This window comes from Affinirhizobium helianthi, from assembly GCF_042680945.1.
GTDB lineage: Bacteria > Pseudomonadota > Alphaproteobacteria > Rhizobiales > Rhizobiaceae > Neorhizobium > Neorhizobium helianthi.
The window spans coordinates 325,646-344,033 of record NZ_JBHUEQ010000015.1 but is presented as its reverse complement, the minus strand read 5'-3'; the positions used below and the strand labels follow the sequence as shown (position 1 = coordinate 344,033).

Here is an 18,388-nt window from a genome sequence, read left to right as displayed (position 1 = left end):
GATCAGCTACTGCGCCTGTGCAGAAGCGTAAACCGGGTATCAATGCTGGTGTCGCGCTCCAATTCCTTGCCCGCCATATGATCCACAATCAGGCGGGCAGCTTCCCGGCCTATCAGATCGCCAGAAGGCCTGATCGTGCTCAGCGACGGGTTGCAGGCGGCGCTGAAGCTCAGATCGCCAAAACCGATAACCGCCAGACGATCCGGCACTGCAATCCCCAGACGCTCACACTCAAACAAGACACCAAGTGCAACGTGATCGTTGGAACAGGCAATCCCGTCAACATCAGGGTGCATCTCGATGGCCTCTGCCAGCAGCATCGCTCCGACCTCGGCGGATGACGGTGCCGGATGCTGGACCATATCCACCTTTACGCCTGCCTCTCTCGCGGCTGAGACAAACCCGTCGCAACGCTGTCTTGCGCGCCTGTCTTCGTGCATGCGCGCTCCCAGAAACAGGAGGTTGCGCCGCCCCTCATGAATCAGATGCTTCGCGGAGGCAATGCCGACCTGATCATGGTGAAAGCCAATCGCCGTATTGATTTGCACACCGCCCAGTTCCCATATCTCGATAACCGGAACAGTGGCCTTGGCAAGCATCTTGCGCGTTGCCTCGCTGTGCGAAAGGCCGGTCAAGACGACCGCAGCCGGCGCCCAGGATAGGGCCGTTCGGACGAGATCTTCCTCTTCTTTCTCGTCATACTCGGTGTGACCGAGGATAACTTGCAGACGCTCCTTGCGCAGCGCCGTTTGCATGGCCGCCACGGTTTCGGCAAAGAAGGCATTGCGGACAGAAGGAACGATGATGCTGACTGCGCGCGATGAGGCCGCAGCCAGACCACCCGCGACCAGATTGGGGACATAATTCAGCTTGTCGATTGCGCGCGCTATGGAACTGCCCGCACTTGCCGAAACAGCCTCAGGACGGCGAAGATAAAGGGAAACTGTGGAAGGCGAAACCTTTGCATGCTCCGCCACATCCATCATGGTGATACTTTGCATCTTGCGGCGACGACGCTGCGGACGAGAAATCGCTTCCTTCACCTGATCTGCCATACCCCCTCCTGCATAGCGCTGCGAAAATACATGATCGTCAATGATCTGTCTTGTAAGGAGTGTATTGTGCAGGAATAAGGCGAGATGGCAACGAAATTTCGCCATAGGCGCGTTTCGATGCCCCCTTTTGAAAGAATAAAAGGAAAACCACACACAGGCATTGCAATTGTCAATCGTAGCGCTATGATCGCCGAAAATTGCAGAATGCGGCGCTGTGGGTGCGCCGTGCGGGGAGGATTTCCATGGCTTCTGTCAGCCTTCGCAAACTCGAAAAGAGCTACGGCTCGCTCCGGATCGTCAAGGGCATCGACCTTGAAATTCAGGATGGGGAGTTCGTCGTTTTTGTCGGCCCCTCCGGTTGCGGCAAATCCACCACCCTTCGCATGGTGGCGGGCCTGGAAACAATCAGCGGCGGCGAAATCCGCATCGGTGAGCGCATAGTCAACAAGCTTGCGCCACGCGAGCGCGACATCGCCATGGTTTTTCAGGACTATGCTCTTTATCCGCACAAGACAGTGCGAGAAAATATGGGCTTCAGTCTGAAGGTTCGCGGCGTTTCGGTAAAGGATGCGGAAGGCCGCATCAACGAAGCTGCTGAAATGCTCGGCATCGCACATCTTCTGGACCGCCGTCCGGGCCAATTGTCAGGCGGTCAGCGTCAGCGCGTCGCCATGGGTCGCGCCATTGTTCGCCGCCCGCAGGTTTTCCTCTTCGATGAGCCACTGTCCAACCTCGATGCAAAATTGCGCGGCCAGGTCCGCACCGAGATCAAACGGCTGCATCAGCAGATCGGCACCACGATCATCTACGTGACCCATGATCAGGTGGAGGCGATGACGCTGGCGGACCGGATCGTTATTCTGCGGGGCGGCGATATCGAGCAGGTCGGCACGCCGGATGAGGTTTACAACAAGCCGCAAAGCGTTTTCGTCGGCGGCTTCGTCGGCTCGCCCGCCATGAATTTCGCCCGGGCAAAGGTGCAGGAAGGCTCGCTTGTATTCGCCAACGGCGACTGCATTCCGCTATCCGCCCTGGCATCCGACAAGCAGGTTGTCGAAAACGGCCGCGAAGTCATTGTTGGCATCCGCCCAGAGCACTTCGTAACCGTTGCCGATCCGGCAATGACCCTGACGGCCAAGGTTCAGGTCGTCGAGCCCCTCGGTTCCGATACCCTCGTCCACTTTGCAATCGGCGGCGAGATGCTGACGGCGCGTATGCCGCCGGAAATGCGCCCGGAGCCTGATACCGAGCTTCGGCTTGGACTTGACCCGACGAAGGTTCACCTTTTCGATGCCGCAACGGAACGCGCCATCGCCTGAACTCTGGACGGCGGAGACCCACTCGTTTTGAACTTGTTATACCTGGGAGAGAGACCATGATGATCAAGCGTTTGACTGGCACACTGCTAGCTGCCAGCATTCTCGGCTTTGCCGCCCCGGCTTTTGCCGATACGGAATTGAAAGTTTATATTTCCAGCCAGCATCAGCCTCAGGTCTGGCGCAAGGTTCTGGATCAATTCGAAGCCGCGAACCCGGGCACGAAGGTCTCTATCGAGACCGGAGGCAACACCTCCGAGGCGCAGGCTCAGTACCTCAACACGATCATGTCCGCGAAGGATAGCTCCCTCGATGTTCTGATCCTTGACGTCATTCGCCCGGCACAGTTTGCTGCAGCCGGCTGGACCTCGCCTTTCGAAGGCAAGGACATGTCGGTCTATCTGCCAGCCTATGCGGAAGCAAACACGGTTGACGGCAAGGTTGTTGCCCTGCCTGCCTTTGCGGACTCGATGTTCCTTTACTACCGCAAGGACCTTCTGGAAAAATACGGCATTGAGCCGCCGAAGACCTGGGACGAGCTGAAAGCTGCTGTAAAGAAGATCAATGGCGGCGAGAACAACGCCGATCTGCAGGGCCTTTCTTTCCAGGGCAAGGCAATTGAAGGTGCCGTCTGTACCTTCCTGCTGCCATACTGGAGCCAGGGCAAAACGCTCGTCAACAATGGCAAGCTGACCTTCGACAAGGATGCGGCCGTCAACTCTCTGAAGCTGTGGAAGAGCTTTGTGGATGAAGGCGTATCCAAGAAGAACATTGCCGAAGTCGCAACGGATGACACCCGCAAGGAATTCCAGGCCGGTAATGCGGTCTTCGCGGTAAACTGGTCTTATGCATGGGCGCAGGCTCAGGGCAAGGAATCCGCTGTTGCGGGCAAGGTTGGCGTTACGCGTCTTCCGGCTATCGCGGGTGGCGAGCAGGCAACCTGCCTCGGTGGGTGGGAATGGGGCGTTTCCGCCTATTCCAAGAACCAGGATGCCGCCAAGAAGCTGGTTGAATATCTCTCCAGCCAGGATGCCTCCAAGTATATGGCTGTGAACGGATCTCTGCTGCCGACCTATCCGGCTCTCTATCAGGATGCAGAGGTTCTGAAAGCCGCTCCGTGGTTTGCCGATGCAAAGCAGGTTGTAGAAACAGCCAAGCCGCGCCCGGTCACACCGCGCTACAATGAAGTGAGCGAAGTCATACGCACCACGGTGAATGCCGTTCTCGCCGGTGTCACGACGCCGGAAGAAGGTGCCGCTCAGATCGAAGCGCGTCTTCGCCGAATCATCCGCTGATCCGGTCCTGAACTTGCACAATCCGGAGAGGGTTACTCGCCCTCTCCGTCCAATATTCCTGTCACGCGGCTTCTTATGGGAGCGCGCAGGATTTCTTTTGCCGACGAGTCTTCGCGGGAGCAGCCAAGGTGAACACTCAAACCATCGCCACCAGTCAGCGGATTGAAAAACAACAGCCAGGCTGGGTGAAGTTTCTCGATCTCAGCGACCGCGCCCTTGCTGTCCTGCTACTGGCTCCGGCTGCTATCCTGCTGTCGCTGATCATTGTCTATCCTGTGCTGCGACTGGCTTATACCAGTTTCTTTAGCCTATCGCTGACATCAGGCCTTCCTGCTGAATTCGTAGGCTTTGAGAACTACCAGCTGATGTTCACCGATCCGGTGTTTTGGGAAACCACCTGGAACACGGTTCTGATCACGCTGATTACCGTTCCCGGCGCTCTGCTTGTTGGGCTAGCTTTGGCACTTCTTGCCAATCTGCCCTTCGGCGTGCAATGGCCGGTTCGCCTCTCCCTTCTCATCCCGTGGGCTTTGCCGCTTTCCTTCGCGGGCCTGATCTTCGCCTGGTTCTTCCACTCGGAATATGGCGTGGTCAACGATGTACTGGCCCGTTTCGGCATTGAAGGGGTTATCTGGTTCAACTCGCCGAATCTGGCTTTCGCAGCGATCTGTCTTACTATCATCTGGAAGACCTCGTCCTTTATGGCACTGATCATCCTGGCAGGATTGCAGACCATTCCCCGCTCGCTTTATGAGGCCGCCGATGTGGATGGGGCCGGGCGCATCCGCCAGTTTTTCGAGATAACGCTGCCGCTTCTCAAGCCATCCATTGTCGTGGCGCTTATCTTCCGCACCATCACGGCTCTGCAAACCTTTGACATTCCCTACATGATGACGGGTGGCGGCCCCGGCACCTCGACAGCAACGCTTGCCATGTACATCCACCAAAACACCGTTTCGTTCCTGGATCTTGGATATGGCTCTGCGCTTGCCGTCGTCATGTTTGCCCTCTCTATGTGTGTGACCGCCGTCTATCTCCGCATCATCCGGACCAAGGAGTAAACTCATGAGCCAAGTCGCCTCCTCCGGCTCCGCCTCTTTCTTTTCCGGCAAGCCGCTGCGTTTCATTGCTGCCGCGATTCTGCTGGTCAACGGCATGTTCCCGGCACTCTGGATCCTCTTCACCTCGCTGAAGACGGAAGCGGAACTGACGGTAAAACCCATCACATGGTTTCCGCATCAGCCGACCATTGCCAACTATATGCAGGCCTTTTCGGATCAGCCGCTCCACATTTTCCTGTTCAACAGCTTCATGGTGGCGCTGCTCTCCACATGCCTGACGCTGCTGGTCTCGGTGCTGGCCGCTTATGCGCTTGCCCGGTTGAACCTGAAGTATCGTGGCTTGATCCTGTCGCTGATCATCGCGGTTTCCACCTTCCCGCTCGTCACACTGCTTGTTCCTCTGTTCGAGATCATGCGTGCGTTGAACCTGCTCAACAGCTGGATCGCGCTTATCCTGCCCTACACGGTCTTGTCGCTGCCGGTCTGCACGCTGATGCTGGTTTCGTTCTTCGAAGGCATTCCGCGCGACCTGGAAAATGCCGCCATGATCGATGGCTGCACCCGCCTTGGCGCTCTGTTCAAGGTGGTTGTGCCGCTCTGCGCTCCGGGTGTGTTTACGGCAGGCATTCTCGCTTTCGTTAATGCCTGGGACGAGTTCCTTCTGGCACTGTCCTTCAACTCGAACCCTGCGCTGCGCACCTTGCCGGTCGGAATTCAGCTCTATCAGGGCGAATTCGCCTTCCCGTGGCCGGTCATTTCCGCCGCATTGGTCGTTGGCATCGTTCCGGTCGCAATCCTGATTGTCATCTTCCAGGAACGCGTGGTCTCGGGCCTCACAGCGGGTGGCATCAAGGGATAATCGAGATGACAAAGAGAAAAGAATTGTCCGAACTGCGCAGCCAGCGCTGGTTTGCTTCCGATGACATGCGCGGTTTCGCACATCGCCAACGCACACAGCAGATGGGTATGCGGCGCGAAGAGTTCATGGGGCGTCCCGTCATTGGCATCATCAACACCTGGAGCGAGATGAGCCCGTGCCATGCGCATCTTCGCGATCGCGCCGAAGCCGTCAAACGCGGCGTCTGGCAGGCAGGCGGCTATCCGGTGGAAATGCCGGCTCTTTCCGTCGGCGAGGTCATGGTGAAGCCGACGACCATGCTCTATCGCAACTTCCTTGCGATGGAATGCGAAGAACTGCTGCGCTCACACCCGATTGACGGCGCCGTTCTTCTCGGCGGCTGCGACAAGTCCACGCCGGGACTGTTGATGGGCGCATTCTCGATGGATCTCCCGGTGATCTACTGCCCAGCCGGTCCCATGTCCAACGGACAGTGGCGCGGCATTAAAACCGGCGCAGGCACCCATACGAAGAAGTATTGGGACGAATTGCGGGCGGGTAACATTACGAAGGATGACTGGGTCGATCTGGAAAGCCGGATGACGCGCTCAGCCGGAACCTGCAACACAATCGGCACGGCTTCCACCATGACTTCGATTGTGGATGCCATGGGCATGACCTTGCCGGGTGCTTCATCCATACCTGCAACCGATTCCGGCCATCCTCGCATGGCCTCGCTCTGCGGCACCCGCATTGTCGAAATGGTCTGGGAGGATCTGAAACCTTCCGACATTCTGAGCAAGGAAACCTTCCTCAACGGCCTCGTTGCCTATATGGCGCTGGGCGGCTCCACCAATGCAGCGGTTCATCTGGTTGCCATGGCAAAGCGCGCGGGCGTTGAGTTGACACTGGATGACATGTCCGCCATGGCGGGCAAGGTTCCGGTGGCCGCCAACGTATTCCCGTCCGGCGAATATCTGATGGAAGACTTCTACTTCGCGGGCGGCCTGAACGCACTTCTCAAGAAGTTTTCGCATCATCTCGATCTTTCCCGCCCAACGGTCAACGGCAGGACCATTGGCGAGAATATTGCCGATGCGGAATGCTGGAACGATGATGTGATCCGCGACGAAAGCAATCCTGTCGTGCCGCTCTCCAAGGGCAAGACGCTGGAAGTGCTGCGCGGCAATCTGGCTCCGAATGGCGCAGTGATGAAGTCGTCTGCCGCCAATCCGAAATTCCTGAAGCATGTCGGTCCGGCCATTGTCTTCGATGATCCGGCAACCATGAACAAGACGCTGGATAACCCGGATCTCGATGTCACCGAGGACACGGTCATCATCCTTCGCAACGCTGGCCCCGTGGGTGCACCGGGAATGCCTGAATGGGGTAATCTTCCTATCCCGAAGAAGCTGTTGAAGCAGGGCGTGCGCGACATGGTGCGTATTTGCGATGGCCGCATGAGCGGCACCCATTATGGCACATGCATTTTGCACGTTTCGCCGGAAGCCGCTGTCGGCGGACCTCTGGCGCTGGTCAAGACCGGCGACCTTATCGAGCTGGATGTCGTTGCAGGCACCATCAACATGAAGGTGAGCGAGGAAGAACTTGCTGCCCGCCGTGCCGAGTGGAAGCCAACTGCACGCATCTACGAGCGTTCCTTCGCTGCTCTTTACCAGCAGCATGTGAGCCAGGCCCATGAGGGCTGCGATTTCGACTTCCTGAGCGGCACGAAAACCGTGCCCGATCCGGTCATCTTTTAAAGGACAATCTGATGAGCAAGCTCAATCCTTTCAAATCCTGGTTGTCCGATAAAACCCGCCCTACGCCGCTCGGCACCTGGCTGATGGCCGCCGCGCCCGCCAGCGCAGAGGCTCTTGGTTATTCGGGCTTCGACTTCCTCGTCGTGGATATGGAACATGTGCCAATCGAGGTGTCCGATCTGGCCCATATTCTGCGCGCCATTGGCTGCACCCCTGCTGATGCGGTCGTGCGTCTTGCCTGGAACGATCAGGTGCTCGTGAAGCGTTGCATGGATGCCGGCGCACGGACGGTCATGCTGCCTTTTGTTCAGACCGCGGAAGAGGCCAAGGCTGCAGCTTCCTACACCCGCTATCCGCCGCATGGCATTCGTGGCGTGGCGGCCGTTCATCGCGGCTCCAAGTTCGGCACCATTCCGAACTACCTCAAGAGTGCAGACGAGGATGTTTGCACCATCGTTCAGCTGGAAACGCCGGAGGCAATCGAGCGCTTGCCTGAAATCGCAGCTGTCGAAGGCATCGACGCTCTGTTCGTCGGCCCGGGCGATCTCTCGGCTGCAATGGGGCATATCGGCAACATCGCTCACCCCGAGGTACAGGCATTGATCGAGAAGGCGGCGAAGGACGCGCATGCGGCTGGCAAGCCGATCGGCATCGTAGGCCCGAACCCGGACATGGTGAAACGCTTTATCGGCTATGGCTATGACTATGCGGCCATTGCGTCCGATATTGCCATGATGACCGGCCGTGCGAACGATTGGCTGTCGCAGATGAAGGGCGAAACCAAACCCGCAGCCGCACCAACCGCAGCCTATTGAGGAAATCGACCGTGCAAACCGGATTCGAGCTTGTTCTGGATGTCAAAGCCGCATTGGGAGAGTGCCCGATCTGGTCAGTCGAAGAGCAGGTGCTTTACTTCGTCGATATTAAAAAAAGCCGCATCCATCGGTTCGATCCGTCATCGAACGCGCTGGATACGCTCACTCTGCCCGAGGAAGTCGGCTGCATCGGTCTTGCCCACGGCGGCGGCTTTGTCGCGGGTCTTCGCTCCGGAATCTGGCTGATTTCAAGCCGTGGCGAGTTGTTACGCAAACTCGCCGCCAATCCGGAGGATCAATCGATCAGCCGGTTCAATGACGGCATGGTGGACCCGGCCGGGCGCTTTATCGCTGGCACGGTGGATGAAACCAGGGAGCGGGGCATCGCGAGTCTCTACCGCTGCGATGCGCGTGGACTTGAAAAACTTGCGGGCGGCCTGCTGACCTCTAACGGGGTTGCTTTCTCGCCGGATGGCAAGCGCCTCTATCACTCCGATACACTGCGTTACTCCCTCTTCACCTACGATTACGATGTCGCATCCGGGGAGGCGACCAACCGGCAGCTCTTCGCCCGGTTCGGCTCCGAGACGGACAAGGGACGACCGGACGGCGGTGCGGTGGATGCCGAAGGCTGCTACTGGACCGCGCTCTTCGAAGGTGGACGCGTTCAGCGCTACACGCCCGATGGCGCTTTGATTGGCGAATATCCCGTACCAGCCAAATGCCCGACCATGGTTACCTTTGGCGGTCCCGATCTCAAGACGCTCTATTGCACGAGTGCCAGCATCGGACGGCCAGAGGAAGAGTTGGCCGAATATCCTCTTTCAGGTGCGCTTTTTGCCATGCGCACTGATGTCCCCGGCTTGGCCAAGCCGCTTTTCAATCCAGAAGCCTGAGAAACACGCATCATGCCCGCTTCCTATGACACCGTTCTGTATCGCTCGCTCGCGGATCGCCATGTTTTGATTACAGGAGGCGCCACGGGCATTGGCGAGGAGATGGTAAAGGCCTATCGCAGTCAGGGAGCGCGCGTTTCTTTTATCGACATCGATGAAAGCGCTGGCGCAGCAACGGCTGCAGCCACAGGCGCAACCTTCTATCCTTGCGACCTCACCGATGTGCCGCTTCTACGTGAGACGGTTGCGCGCATCGAGAAGGATCACGGCGCGGTCGGCGTTCTCCTCAACAATGCTGGCAAGGACGACCGACACGCGATGGATGAGGTCGAGCCGGATTACTGGCGTCGCGCGCTGGCACTCAATCTCGATCACCAGTTTTTCGTCACGCAGGCCGTCCAGAAGGGCATGGCCGAGGCCGGTGGCGGCTCGATTATCATGTTCGGCTCCATTTCCTGGATGCGCGGACGTCCGGGCATGATCGGCTATACCACCTCGAAGGCGGCCATCAATGGCATGACAAAGACGTTGGCACGTGAGCTTGGCCCCTCATCTATCCGCGTCAACTGCATTGTCCCCGGCGCCATCGTGACGGAACGGCAATTGAAGCTTTGGACCAGCCCGGAACAGAACCAGCAATTCATTGATCTCCAAGCTCTGAAGTTCCGCCTGGACGCAAGCCATGTTGCACGTCTTGCCCTCTTCCTCGGCTCCGATGAGAGCAACGGTTGCACCGGCGCAAACTTCGTCGTCGATGCCGGTCTGACACAGAATTAAGGATTACCTCCATGCAACTCGATCTCATCCCCGGTGGTTTCGTCCTCTCTCTTCAGGGCCGCGAGATTCTGCGTCACACCGCCACCGCACCCGCCCTTTTCGTCGGCAAGGGCGAAGAGCGCATGGATATGTATCGCGGCAATTTCGACATCGAGGATTATGTGGTCGAGCGCACTGCGCTGTCTCACGTTACGGTGTCCGGCAAGCGCATTGAATTTGCGGTTGCGGAAGGCCTGCCTGCCCGTTTCGCTTTGACCATCGAAGACAACCACATCCTGACAACGGCTCTGGACAGCAGCATAAACCGGGTCTGGCTGCGCATCAGCGCAGAGCCGGACGAACACGTTTGGGGCGGCGGCGAACAGATGTCCTACTTCGACATGAAGGGACGCCGCTTTCCTCTCTGGACCTCCGAGCCGGGCGTAGGCCGAGATAAAACGACCGAGATCACCTTCAAGTCGGATGTAAGCGGCAAGGCGGGCGGCGATTACTACAACACCAACTATCCGCAACCCACCTATATCTCTTCGCGCAAATATGCGCTGCACGTGGAAACGACCGCCTATTCTGTATTCGATTTCCGCCGTGACGGATTTCATGAAATCGAAGTTTGGGCCATCCCCGAGCGATTGGAACTTTTCACAGCCGATAGCTTTATCGAGCTTGTTGGCCAGCTTTCGAGCCGCTTCGGTCGACAGCCAAAGCTGCCGGAATGGGTTTATGGGGGTGCAATCCTGGGCCTGAAGGACGGTGAAAACTCCTTTGCCCGTATGGAAAAAATGCGAGCGGCAGGTGTCAAGGTATCGGGGCTGTGGTGTGAGGATTGGGTCGGTCTTCGCCACACCTCCTTCGGCGCACGCCTGTTCTGGGATTGGCAGGCAAATGAAACCCGCTATCCGAACCTGCGCGAGAAAATTGCCGAATTGAACAATGAAGGCATCCGCTTCCTCGGCTATGTGAACCCCTATCTTTGCGTGGATGGCCCGCTTTATCCGATTGCCGATGAGAAGGGTTATTTCGCAAAGGACGAGGCAGGAAAAACAGCTCTCGTCGATTTCGGCGAGTTCGATTGCGGTGTGGTGGATTTCACCAATCCAGAAGCCGCCGCTTGGTTCGCAGAAGAAGTCATCGGCAAGAATATGCTGGATTACGGCCTGTCCGGCTGGATGGCCGATTTCGGCGAATATCTACCCATCGACGTGAAACTGGCAAACGGCGTGGATGCCAAGCTGATGCACAATGCCTGGCCAACGCTGTGGGCGGAAGTAAACGCCAAGGCGGTGACAAGCCGCGGCAAGACTGGCGAGGCCCTGTTTTTCATGCGCGCAGGCTTCACCGGCGTCCAGGCTCATTGCCCGCTGCTCTGGGGCGGCGATCAGTCGGTCGATTTCTCGCGCCACGATGGGCTGGTTACCGTGATGTGCGGCGCGCTCTCTTCCGGTCTGCTGGGCAATGCCTATCACCATTCCGATATTGGTGGCTATACCAGCCTGTTTGGCAATGTCCGCACGCCGGAACTCATCATGCGCTGGGCAGAAATGGCAGCCTTCACGGCGGTCATGCGCAGCCACGAAGGCAACCGGCCGCGCGATAACGTGCAGATCGATCAGGATGCGGAAGTCCTTTCGCATTTTGCCCGCATGACTTCGATCTACGTACATCTGGCACCTTACCTCCGGAAGCTTTCGGAAGAGGCCGCGGCGACGGGACTGCCGGTTCAGCGCCCGCTGTTCCTGCATCATGAAAATGACCGCAACACCTATGCCATTCAGGACAGCTACCTCTACGGTCGGGACCTTCTCGTGGCACCGGTCTGGCAGGCAGGACAGAGCGAGCGGACACTGTACTTGCCGGAAGGCGAGACCTGGGTGCATGTCTGGACAGGTGCGACATACGAGGGCGCGCAGTCGGTGACCGTGCCTGCACCGCTTGGTCAGCCGCCGGTTTTCTACCGCGCGTCTGCGTCTGATACCTCTCTGTTCGAAGCGATGCGGACACTCTGACAATGGACCTCTCCGGTCTGGCGGGCCTTTTGGCCATAGCCTTCGTGGCCGCCTATACCCAGACACTCACCGGTTTTGCGCTCGGTCTCATCATGATGGGTGGGGTCGGACTGACCGGCGTGGTGCCCCTGCCGGATGCCGCCGTTCTGGTGAGCATTCTGGTTGTGGTCAATGCTGTTCAGGTGCTTGCAAAGGGCTGGCGAGAGGTCGCCATCAGACAGTTCGTTCCTGCCCTTGCGGCCAGTCTGGTGTTTCTCGGGCTTGGCTACTGGCTGCTCGGGCTGATGATGGCCGCATCACTCGATTGGCTCAAGATCGTGCTCGGTCTTGTCATCGTCGTTTCCAGCATCCAGCTTTCTCTCAAGCCGGAACCGCTGCCGAAGATGTCCGGACCTGTCTCCTTCGGTGTTTTTGGCGCTGCGGCGGGCGTCATGGGTGGTCTCTTTTCCACTGCCGGGCCACCGCTGATTTATCACTTCTACCGCCAGCCGCTGAAGCCTTCCGCCGTGCGGGAAACTTTGGTGGCCATCTTCGCGACCAATGCGCTGATCCGTCTCGGAATGGTAACGGTCGCCGGGCACCTGCCATCAAGCTCCTACTGGTGGGGATTAACGGCCATTCCCGTCGTGATCCTCGCGACCTATCTGGCAAAACGCTTTCCCCCTCCCCTTTCACCGGTTGCCATGCGCCGCGCAGCCTTTGCTCTGCTGTTTCTGTCCGGCGTCTCGCTGGCACTACCAGCCATCGTCAAACTCGCAAGCCAAGCAGCTTAATTCCCAAGAGGTTCGAGCCATGAGTTCCTTTGATTACGACATCCTGATCATCGGCGGCGGTATCAATGGCTGCGGCATTGCGCGCGATGCAGCAGGTAGAGGTTACAAAGTCCTGCTGGCTGAAATGAATGATCTTGCCAGCGGCACATCGTCCGCCTCCACAAAGCTCATTCACGGCGGTTTGCGCTATCTGGAACATTATGAATTTCGGCTTGTGCGCGAAGCGCTGATGGAGCGCGAAGTTCTGTGGAAAATCGCCCCCCATATCATCTGGCCGCTGCGTTTCGTACTGCCGCACCACAAGGGATTGCGCCCCGCCTGGCTGTTGCGCCTCGGCCTCTTCCTTTACGATCACATTGGCGGAAGAAAGCTTTTGCCGGCAACGACTGCTCTTAACCTGACGCAAGATCCGCGCGGTGCGCCTTTGAAGGGCGATTACGCGAAGGCTTTCGAATACTCGGATGCATGGGTTCAGGACGCGCGACTTGTGGCACTGAATGCGCGCGATGCAGCAGACCGTGGCGCTGTAATCCGCACCCGCACCAAGGTCGCGCGCATCGAGAGGGAAAGAGGCGGCTTTGTTGCCTTCATGCGTGATCAGCAGACCGGCGCCGCATCAAGAGCAACTGCCCGCCTTGTGGTGAATGCTGCCGGTCCCTGGGTGGACGACGTTATCGGTAACACGACCGGCAACAACAGCGCGCACAATGTTCGCCTTGTACAAGGCAGTCACATCGTGGTGCCAAAGCTCTACGATCACGACCGCGCCTATATTTTTCAGAACGCGGACAACCGCATCATCTTCGCTATCCCCTATGAGAATGACTTCACCCTGATCGGCACGACAGATCGTGATTATCAGGGCGACCCATCCAAGGTGGCCATCACGCCTGAGGAAACAGATTACCTCTGCAAGGCGGCAAGCGAATATTTCAAGCAGGCCATACGCCAAGAGGACATCGTCTGGACCTATTCCGGCATCCGTCCGCTTTACAACAGCGGTGAAGGTTCCGCCCAGGAGGCCACCCGCGATTACGTCTTGCGCAGCGATGGTACCAAGGAAACCGGCGTGATCATCAACGTCTTCGGCGGCAAGATCACGACCTACCGCAAGCTGGCGGAATCTGCGCTTGAGGAGATCAATCGCCAGCTGGGCGAAAGCCGAAAGCCGTGGACCGGCAGCGCCGCGCTGCCCGGCGGTGATTTTTCCGTCGATGGCTTTGAAAAGCTGGTGAAAGATCTCAAGCAGCGAGCACCAAAAATTGCTGAAACGACCCTGAGACGACTGGCGCGCAATTATGGTACCAAGGCCTTCCTCATCGTCGGGAGCGGGGGAGAACTGGGGAGAATCATCGGCGCAGACCTGGGTGAAAACGAGGTTCGTTACCTCGTAGCTCATGAGTGGGCGCGTGAAGCAGATGATATCCTCTGGCGTCGTTCCAAGCTCGGCCTTCGCTTTACCCAAGCGGAGCGTCAGGCACTCTCGGCCTATCTGGAAGACATGACTGAAACGGGATCCGCTGCATGAAGGACTTCATTCTCGCCATCGACCAGGGAACGACCTCCACTCGCTCCATCATCTTTGACCGCCAATATCAATCTCGCGGCGCTGGTCAGTTGGAGTTCACACAGCACTTTCCCCATTCCGGCTGGGTCGAGCACGAAGCGGAAGATCTGTGGACCACCACGCTCGAAACAGCACGCACTGCCATTGCACAGGCGGGCGTAGCTGCAGATCAGATCGCGGCTATCGGCATCACCAATCAGCGAGAAACAGTGCTTGTCTGGGACCGCCGCACCGGCAAAGCCATTCACAAAGCCATCGTGTGGCAGGATCGCAGAACCGCCGACCATTGCGCGCAACTTCGGGCGGATGGTCATTCGGACCTGATCGCCGAGCGCACCGGCCTTCTGATCGACCCCTATTTCTCGGCGACAAAGATTTCCTGGCTGCTGGACAATGTTTCCGGCGCGCGTGAAGCTGCCGAGGCAGGTCATCTTGCCTTTGGAACAGTCGATAGCTGGCTTGTCTATAAGCTGACTGGCGGTAAAAAACACGTCATCGATGTTACCAATGCTTCACGCACCATGCTCTGCAATATCGGTTCAGCCGAATGGGATGAGGAGTTGCTGAAGCTCTTCAACATCCCACGCGCCATGCTGCCACAGATCTTGTCGAATATCGACGACTTCGGCGATACCGAATCCTCTCTGTTTGGTGGCTCCATTCCTATCAAGGGTGTGGCGGGCGACCAGCAGGCAGCAGTCATCGGACAGGCCTGCTTCAAGCCGGGCATGTTGAAATCGACCTATGGCACGGGCTGCTTTGCTCTGCTGAATACCGGAACCGATCGTGTCGCCTCGCGCAACCGTCTGCTGACAACAATTGCATACCGGTTGAATGGCGAGGTTCATTACGCCCTGGAAGGCTCCATCTTTATTGCGGGCGCGGCGGTCCAGTGGCTTCGCGACGGACTGAAGATGATCGGTAAAGCCTCAGAAACCGCTGAACTGGCTGCTCAAGCAGATCCCGGCCAACGGGTTTATCTGGTGCCTGCTTTCACCGGCATGGGTGCACCCTGGTGGGATGCGGAAGCGCGGGGCGCCATGTTTGGCATGACGCGAAATACAGGTCCCGCAGAATTTGCCCGCGCGGCACTGGAATCGGTTTGCTTTCAGACGCGGGATCTTCTGGGCGCCATGCACAAGGATTGGCCGGGTCAGACCGATACCCTGCTGCGCGTGGATGGTGGCATGTCTGCCAATGATTGGACCATGCAGCGCCTTGCTGACATCCTGGGCGTCGCTGTGGATCGTTCGGCCTCAGCGGAAGTGACGGCGCTTGGCGCAGCATGGCTTGCCGGTCATGGCGCAGGGATCTGGCCCGATCAGGAAGGCTTTGCGGCAGAATGGCATCGCGACAGGCAGTTCACCCCCTCAATGCCGGCCCAGGAACGAAAGCAACTGGTAGAGGGTTGGGAATCGGCCGTCCGTTGCACGCTTGGCTTCGGCAAATAGAAATAGAAAAGCCATCTGCTGATCGATAAGCTACAGCGCGGGAAACCATTCCCGCGCTGTAATCATTTCAAGGTGGTGCCATGTTTCGTCCGAACGTCCTCAAGCAAAAACTTCTCTCTGGTGAAGCCGCCTATGGATGCTGGGTTGCGGGTGGAACGCCAACGGAATGCGAAGTGTTGGGCCATGTGGGCTTCGATTTCGTGCTGGCCGATTTCGAGCATGGCCAAGGCGATACGCGAGAGATTGTCGATGCACTGCGGGCGATGGAAACCACGCCAACGCCCGCAATGGTTCGCGTGGCATGGAATGACCACGTCCTGCTCAAACGCGCACTTGATGGCGGCGTACAGTCCGTGATGATCCCCTCTGTCGACACGGTCGAGGCGGCAAGAGACGCGATCCGCGCCTGCTATTATCCACCAGCGGGCATTCGCGGCTATGCCGCTTCCGTCGTTCGCGCCTCCACCTTTGGCGTGGAGACAGACTATATTCACAAGGCAAACGAGAACATGCTGATTGCTATTCAGCTGGAATCCGTTAGGGCCGTGGAAAACGCCGCAGCCATCGCCGCGCTTGATGGCGCCGATATACTTTTCATTGGGATCAATGACCTGGCGGGCAATATGGGGCTTCTCGGGCAAACAGGGCATCCGGAAGTGCAGGCCATGGCGAAGCGGGCGGAAGAAGCGGTTCTGGCAGCCGGAAAGGTGCTTGGGACGGTTCCAAGTGCCGGCGCATCGGTCAACGCGCTGCTGGATCGCGGCTACCGCTTTATCGTCGGCCCACACAATATCGCGCTGCTGCGTGACGCTGGAGCCGCTGCGGCTGCTCAATATCGGGAATTGAAGGCTGCCCGCGACCGTGGAGAGCGGCCGCAGGTCGATCTGCCAGGCAAATCCTACTAATCAGTAGCGACGGGTCGGGCGGTCCAGCACCTTCCGGCCCATAAGGCTCGCTGTCAGATCAACGAGCAGCGTCGCTGTTCGGCCTCTTTCATCGAGAAATGGATTGAGTTCGACAAGATCGAGGCTCGTCACTAGCCCGCTATCATGCAGCATTTCCATGACCAGGTGGGCCTCTCGGAAGGTTGCGCCCCCTGGAACCGTGGTACCGACGGCTGGGCCAACCGATGGATCGAGGAAATCGACATCAAGGCTGACATGCAGCAGGCCGTTGGCTGATGCAACGCGTGCCAGGAAGCCACGGAGAAGTACCGCAACGCCGTTTTCGTCGATTGCGCGCATATCATGCACGGTGATTTCCGTTTCTTGAATAGCCTCACGCTCGGCACCATCAACGCTTCGGATCCCAATCATGCAAACATTGGCGGGATCGACGGCCTGCGCGAGCGGCGGGAAATAGCCGCTAAAGCCTGCGCGCCCCGTGAAATAGGCAACCGGAACACCGTGAAGGTTGCCGCTATCTGTTGTCTCGAGCGTATGAAAATCAGTGTGGGCGTCCAGCCATAGGACGAACAAAGGGCGGTTGAGAAGCGCCGCACGCCGCGCAAGACCGGATACGCTTCCGGCTGAAAGAGCGTGGTCGCCTCCCAGAAAAATCGGCATTCCTTCAGCACTTTCGCGGTAGGCCGCATCGGCAATCACTTCAATCCACTTGGCGATGGATCCGAGGTTGCGCAGACGCGGATTGGAGTGTTCAACCTGGTCGGGCGCAGCAATGCCGAGATTGCCTGTATCCTCAACCTCATGCCCGAGGTCGCTCAAGGCAGCTGCGATGCCCGCCGTGCGAAGCGCACTTGGCCCCATTTCGCAACCGAGTTGCGAGGCGCCGTCCTGAAGCGGAATTCCGATGAGTTTACAAAGCATAAGTGGCCTCCGTGATGCGCAAGAAAAACACAATTGGGTGACGATCAGAATGGCTTGAACGGCCAAATTTGCGCACCACGCCGCTCAGATTGTCATCTCCATATGACGATTTGCGTAGTTGAAGACTTTGAGATGTGCTGGAGCCTGCTGGTGTGACAAAATTTGCTGCCAAGCCATATCTTGTTGATCGACAATAGCTTGAGTCCGACCTATCAAGTTCTCATGAAAGAACGCAAAGAAGACACCTTGGCGCTGCGCATAAGTCGAGTCCTGGCAGACAGGATCATCGCTGGCCAGATCGCCCCCGGAACAAAGCTCAGGCAGGATCACATTGCCGCCGAGTTCGGTGCAAGCCATGTTCCGGTCCGGGAAGCCTTCCGGCGTCTGGAAGCTCAAGGCCTGGCAGTCAGCGAACCGAGAAGAGGCGTTCGTGTCGCCACTTTCCAGCTCGCGGAAGTCAAGGAAGTGGCGGAAATGCGCGCCGCTCTGGAAGTGCTGGCATTGCGCCATGCAGCGCCCAATCTCGATAGGGAAACGCTTGATCTGGCGGAAGAAGCAATCCGAGCCGGTGATGCGTCTCGGGATGTGCGCAGCTGGGAGGAAGCGAACAGGCGTTTTCACCGCACCATTCTCACCCCCTGCAACATGCCACGCCTGCTTGCGACCATCGACGATCTTCATGCCGCAAGCGCCCGCTTCCTGTTCGTTGCCTGGCAGGCAAACTGGGAAGCACAGACGGACCACGATCACCGCGCCATTCTAGCGGCGCTGCGAAATGGCGATCTGGAGGCAGCTTGCGCCATGCTTGCCCGCCACGTTCAATGGATCGGGCATCGGAATCTCCGTGCGGCCAACGGAACCACCCACTCCGCCTTTGCGATCATCGGCTGATATTATCTATGATTTTTGCTTGACTCGACATGGCCGCACAAGTTTAACCTGCTCCATCGCT

The 18,388-nt window shown here is 58.1% G+C and carries 16 protein-coding genes; 14 read left to right on the top strand and 2 right to left on the bottom strand.

Annotation, left to right across the window (positions count from 1 at the left end):
• Positions 1-2 precede the first annotated feature (2 nt).
• Entirely contained in the window at positions 3-1,055 is a 1,053-nt protein-coding gene (locus tag ACFSE1_RS09170) for a LacI family DNA-binding transcriptional regulator (protein ID WP_377399654.1), read from the bottom strand.
• 242 nt (positions 1,056-1,297) lie between these two features.
• Between ACFSE1_RS09170 and ACFSE1_RS09165 the strand changes: the two genes are divergently transcribed.
• The 13 genes from ACFSE1_RS09165 (at position 1,298) to ACFSE1_RS09105 (ending at position 16,515) form a co-directional block, all read left to right on the top strand.
• A complete protein-coding gene (locus ACFSE1_RS09165) occupies positions 1,298-2,374 on the top strand; it encodes an ABC transporter ATP-binding protein (RefSeq protein ID WP_377399651.1) in 1,077 nt (358 codons plus the stop codon).
• Positions 2,375-2,430: 56 nt separating this feature from the next.
• Complete coding sequence (locus ACFSE1_RS09160; protein WP_377399648.1) at positions 2,431-3,666, top strand: ABC transporter substrate-binding protein; 1,236 nt, start codon at positions 2,431-2,433, stop codon at positions 3,664-3,666.
• A 128-nt stretch (positions 3,667-3,794) separates the two neighbouring features.
• Positions 3,795-4,727 (top strand): carbohydrate ABC transporter permease, encoded by a 933-nt coding sequence (locus ACFSE1_RS09155; protein ID WP_377399645.1) that lies wholly within the window; start codon positions 3,795-3,797, stop codon positions 4,725-4,727.
• Between the two features lie 4 nt (positions 4,728-4,731).
• Positions 4,732-5,586, top strand: a complete 855-nt coding sequence (locus ACFSE1_RS09150; protein WP_377399642.1) for a carbohydrate ABC transporter permease — start codon at positions 4,732-4,734, stop codon at positions 5,584-5,586.
• 5 nt (positions 5,587-5,591) lie between these two features.
• Positions 5,592-7,328 carry an L-arabinonate dehydratase gene (gene araD / locus ACFSE1_RS09145; RefSeq protein WP_377399639.1) on the top strand — a complete coding sequence of 579 codons (1,737 nt, stop codon included), beginning with the start codon at positions 5,592-5,594 and terminating at the stop codon, positions 7,326-7,328.
• 11 nt (positions 7,329-7,339) lie between these two features.
• Entirely contained in the window at positions 7,340-8,143 is an 804-nt protein-coding gene (locus tag ACFSE1_RS09140; RefSeq protein WP_377399636.1) for an HpcH/HpaI aldolase family protein, read from the top strand.
• Positions 8,144-8,154: 11 nt separating this feature from the next.
• A complete protein-coding gene (locus tag ACFSE1_RS09135; protein WP_377399633.1) occupies positions 8,155-9,039 on the top strand; it encodes an SMP-30/gluconolactonase/LRE family protein in 885 nt (294 codons plus the stop codon).
• A 12-nt stretch (positions 9,040-9,051) separates the two neighbouring features.
• Complete coding sequence (locus ACFSE1_RS09130) at positions 9,052-9,816, top strand: SDR family NAD(P)-dependent oxidoreductase (RefSeq protein WP_377399630.1); 765 nt, start codon at positions 9,052-9,054, stop codon at positions 9,814-9,816.
• A gap of 11 nt (positions 9,817-9,827) precedes the next feature.
• Positions 9,828-11,819 carry an alpha-glucosidase gene (locus ACFSE1_RS09125; RefSeq protein ID WP_377399627.1) on the top strand — a complete coding sequence of 664 codons (1,992 nt, stop codon included), beginning with the start codon at positions 9,828-9,830 and terminating at the stop codon, positions 11,817-11,819.
• 2 nt (positions 11,820-11,821) lie between these two features.
• Complete coding sequence (locus ACFSE1_RS09120) at positions 11,822-12,592, top strand: TSUP family transporter (RefSeq protein ID WP_377399623.1); 771 nt, start codon at positions 11,822-11,824, stop codon at positions 12,590-12,592.
• A 19-nt stretch (positions 12,593-12,611) separates the two neighbouring features.
• Positions 12,612-14,120, top strand: a complete 1,509-nt coding sequence (glpD, locus tag ACFSE1_RS09115; protein WP_377399620.1) for a glycerol-3-phosphate dehydrogenase — start codon at positions 12,612-12,614, stop codon at positions 14,118-14,120.
• The gene (glpK, locus tag ACFSE1_RS09110) at positions 14,117-15,610 is read left to right on the top strand and encodes a glycerol kinase GlpK (RefSeq protein ID WP_377399617.1); all 1,494 of its coding nucleotides are present in this window, start codon (positions 14,117-14,119) and stop codon (positions 15,608-15,610) included. The genes glpD and glpK overlap by 4 nt, the downstream gene beginning before the upstream one ends.
• 80 nt (positions 15,611-15,690) lie before the next feature.
• Positions 15,691-16,515 carry an HpcH/HpaI aldolase family protein gene (locus tag ACFSE1_RS09105; RefSeq protein WP_377399615.1) on the top strand — a complete coding sequence of 275 codons (825 nt, stop codon included), beginning with the start codon at positions 15,691-15,693 and terminating at the stop codon, positions 16,513-16,515.
• Here the strand turns inward: ACFSE1_RS09105 and rocF are convergent, their stop codons facing one another.
• Positions 16,516-17,436, bottom strand: coding sequence for an arginase (gene rocF, locus ACFSE1_RS09100; RefSeq protein ID WP_377399612.1), 921 nt, complete (start codon positions 17,434-17,436; stop codon positions 16,516-16,518).
• 222 nt (positions 17,437-17,658) lie between these two features.
• Here rocF and ACFSE1_RS09095 point away from each other — a divergent pair, with 222 nt between their 5' ends.
• On the top strand, positions 17,659-18,327 hold the full coding sequence (locus ACFSE1_RS09095) for a GntR family transcriptional regulator (protein ID WP_377399609.1): 669 nt from the start codon (positions 17,659-17,661) through the stop codon (positions 18,325-18,327).
• Positions 18,328-18,388: the final 61 nt, after the last annotated feature.

Coding starts and splice junctions, on each gene's coding strand:
- ACFSE1_RS09165 (WP_377399651.1), top strand. CDS start 1,298: ATGGCTTCTGTCAGCCTTCGCAAACTCGAAAAGAGCTACGGCTCGCTC.
- ACFSE1_RS09130 (WP_377399630.1), top strand. CDS start 9,052: ATGCCCGCTTCCTATGACACCGTTCTGTATCGCTCGCTCGCGGATCGC.
- ACFSE1_RS09120 (WP_377399623.1), top strand. CDS start 11,822: ATGGACCTCTCCGGTCTGGCGGGCCTTTTGGCCATAGCCTTCGTGGCC.
- ACFSE1_RS09140 (WP_377399636.1), top strand. CDS start 7,340: ATGAGCAAGCTCAATCCTTTCAAATCCTGGTTGTCCGATAAAACCCGC.
- araD (WP_377399639.1), top strand. CDS start 5,592: ATGACAAAGAGAAAAGAATTGTCCGAACTGCGCAGCCAGCGCTGGTTT.
- glpK (WP_377399617.1), top strand. CDS start 14,117: ATGAAGGACTTCATTCTCGCCATCGACCAGGGAACGACCTCCACTCGC.
- ACFSE1_RS09125 (WP_377399627.1), top strand. CDS start 9,828: ATGCAACTCGATCTCATCCCCGGTGGTTTCGTCCTCTCTCTTCAGGGC.
- ACFSE1_RS09170 (WP_377399654.1), bottom strand. CDS start 1,055: ATGGCAGATCAGGTGAAGGAAGCGATTTCTCGTCCGCAGCGTCGTCGC.
- ACFSE1_RS09150 (WP_377399642.1), top strand. CDS start 4,732: ATGAGCCAAGTCGCCTCCTCCGGCTCCGCCTCTTTCTTTTCCGGCAAG.
- ACFSE1_RS09095 (WP_377399609.1), top strand. CDS start 17,659: ATGAAAGAACGCAAAGAAGACACCTTGGCGCTGCGCATAAGTCGAGTC.
- rocF (WP_377399612.1), bottom strand. CDS start 17,436: ATGCTTTGTAAACTCATCGGAATTCCGCTTCAGGACGGCGCCTCGCAA.
- ACFSE1_RS09105 (WP_377399615.1), top strand. CDS start 15,691: ATGTTTCGTCCGAACGTCCTCAAGCAAAAACTTCTCTCTGGTGAAGCC.
- glpD (WP_377399620.1), top strand. CDS start 12,612: ATGAGTTCCTTTGATTACGACATCCTGATCATCGGCGGCGGTATCAAT.
- ACFSE1_RS09160 (WP_377399648.1), top strand. CDS start 2,431: ATGATGATCAAGCGTTTGACTGGCACACTGCTAGCTGCCAGCATTCTC.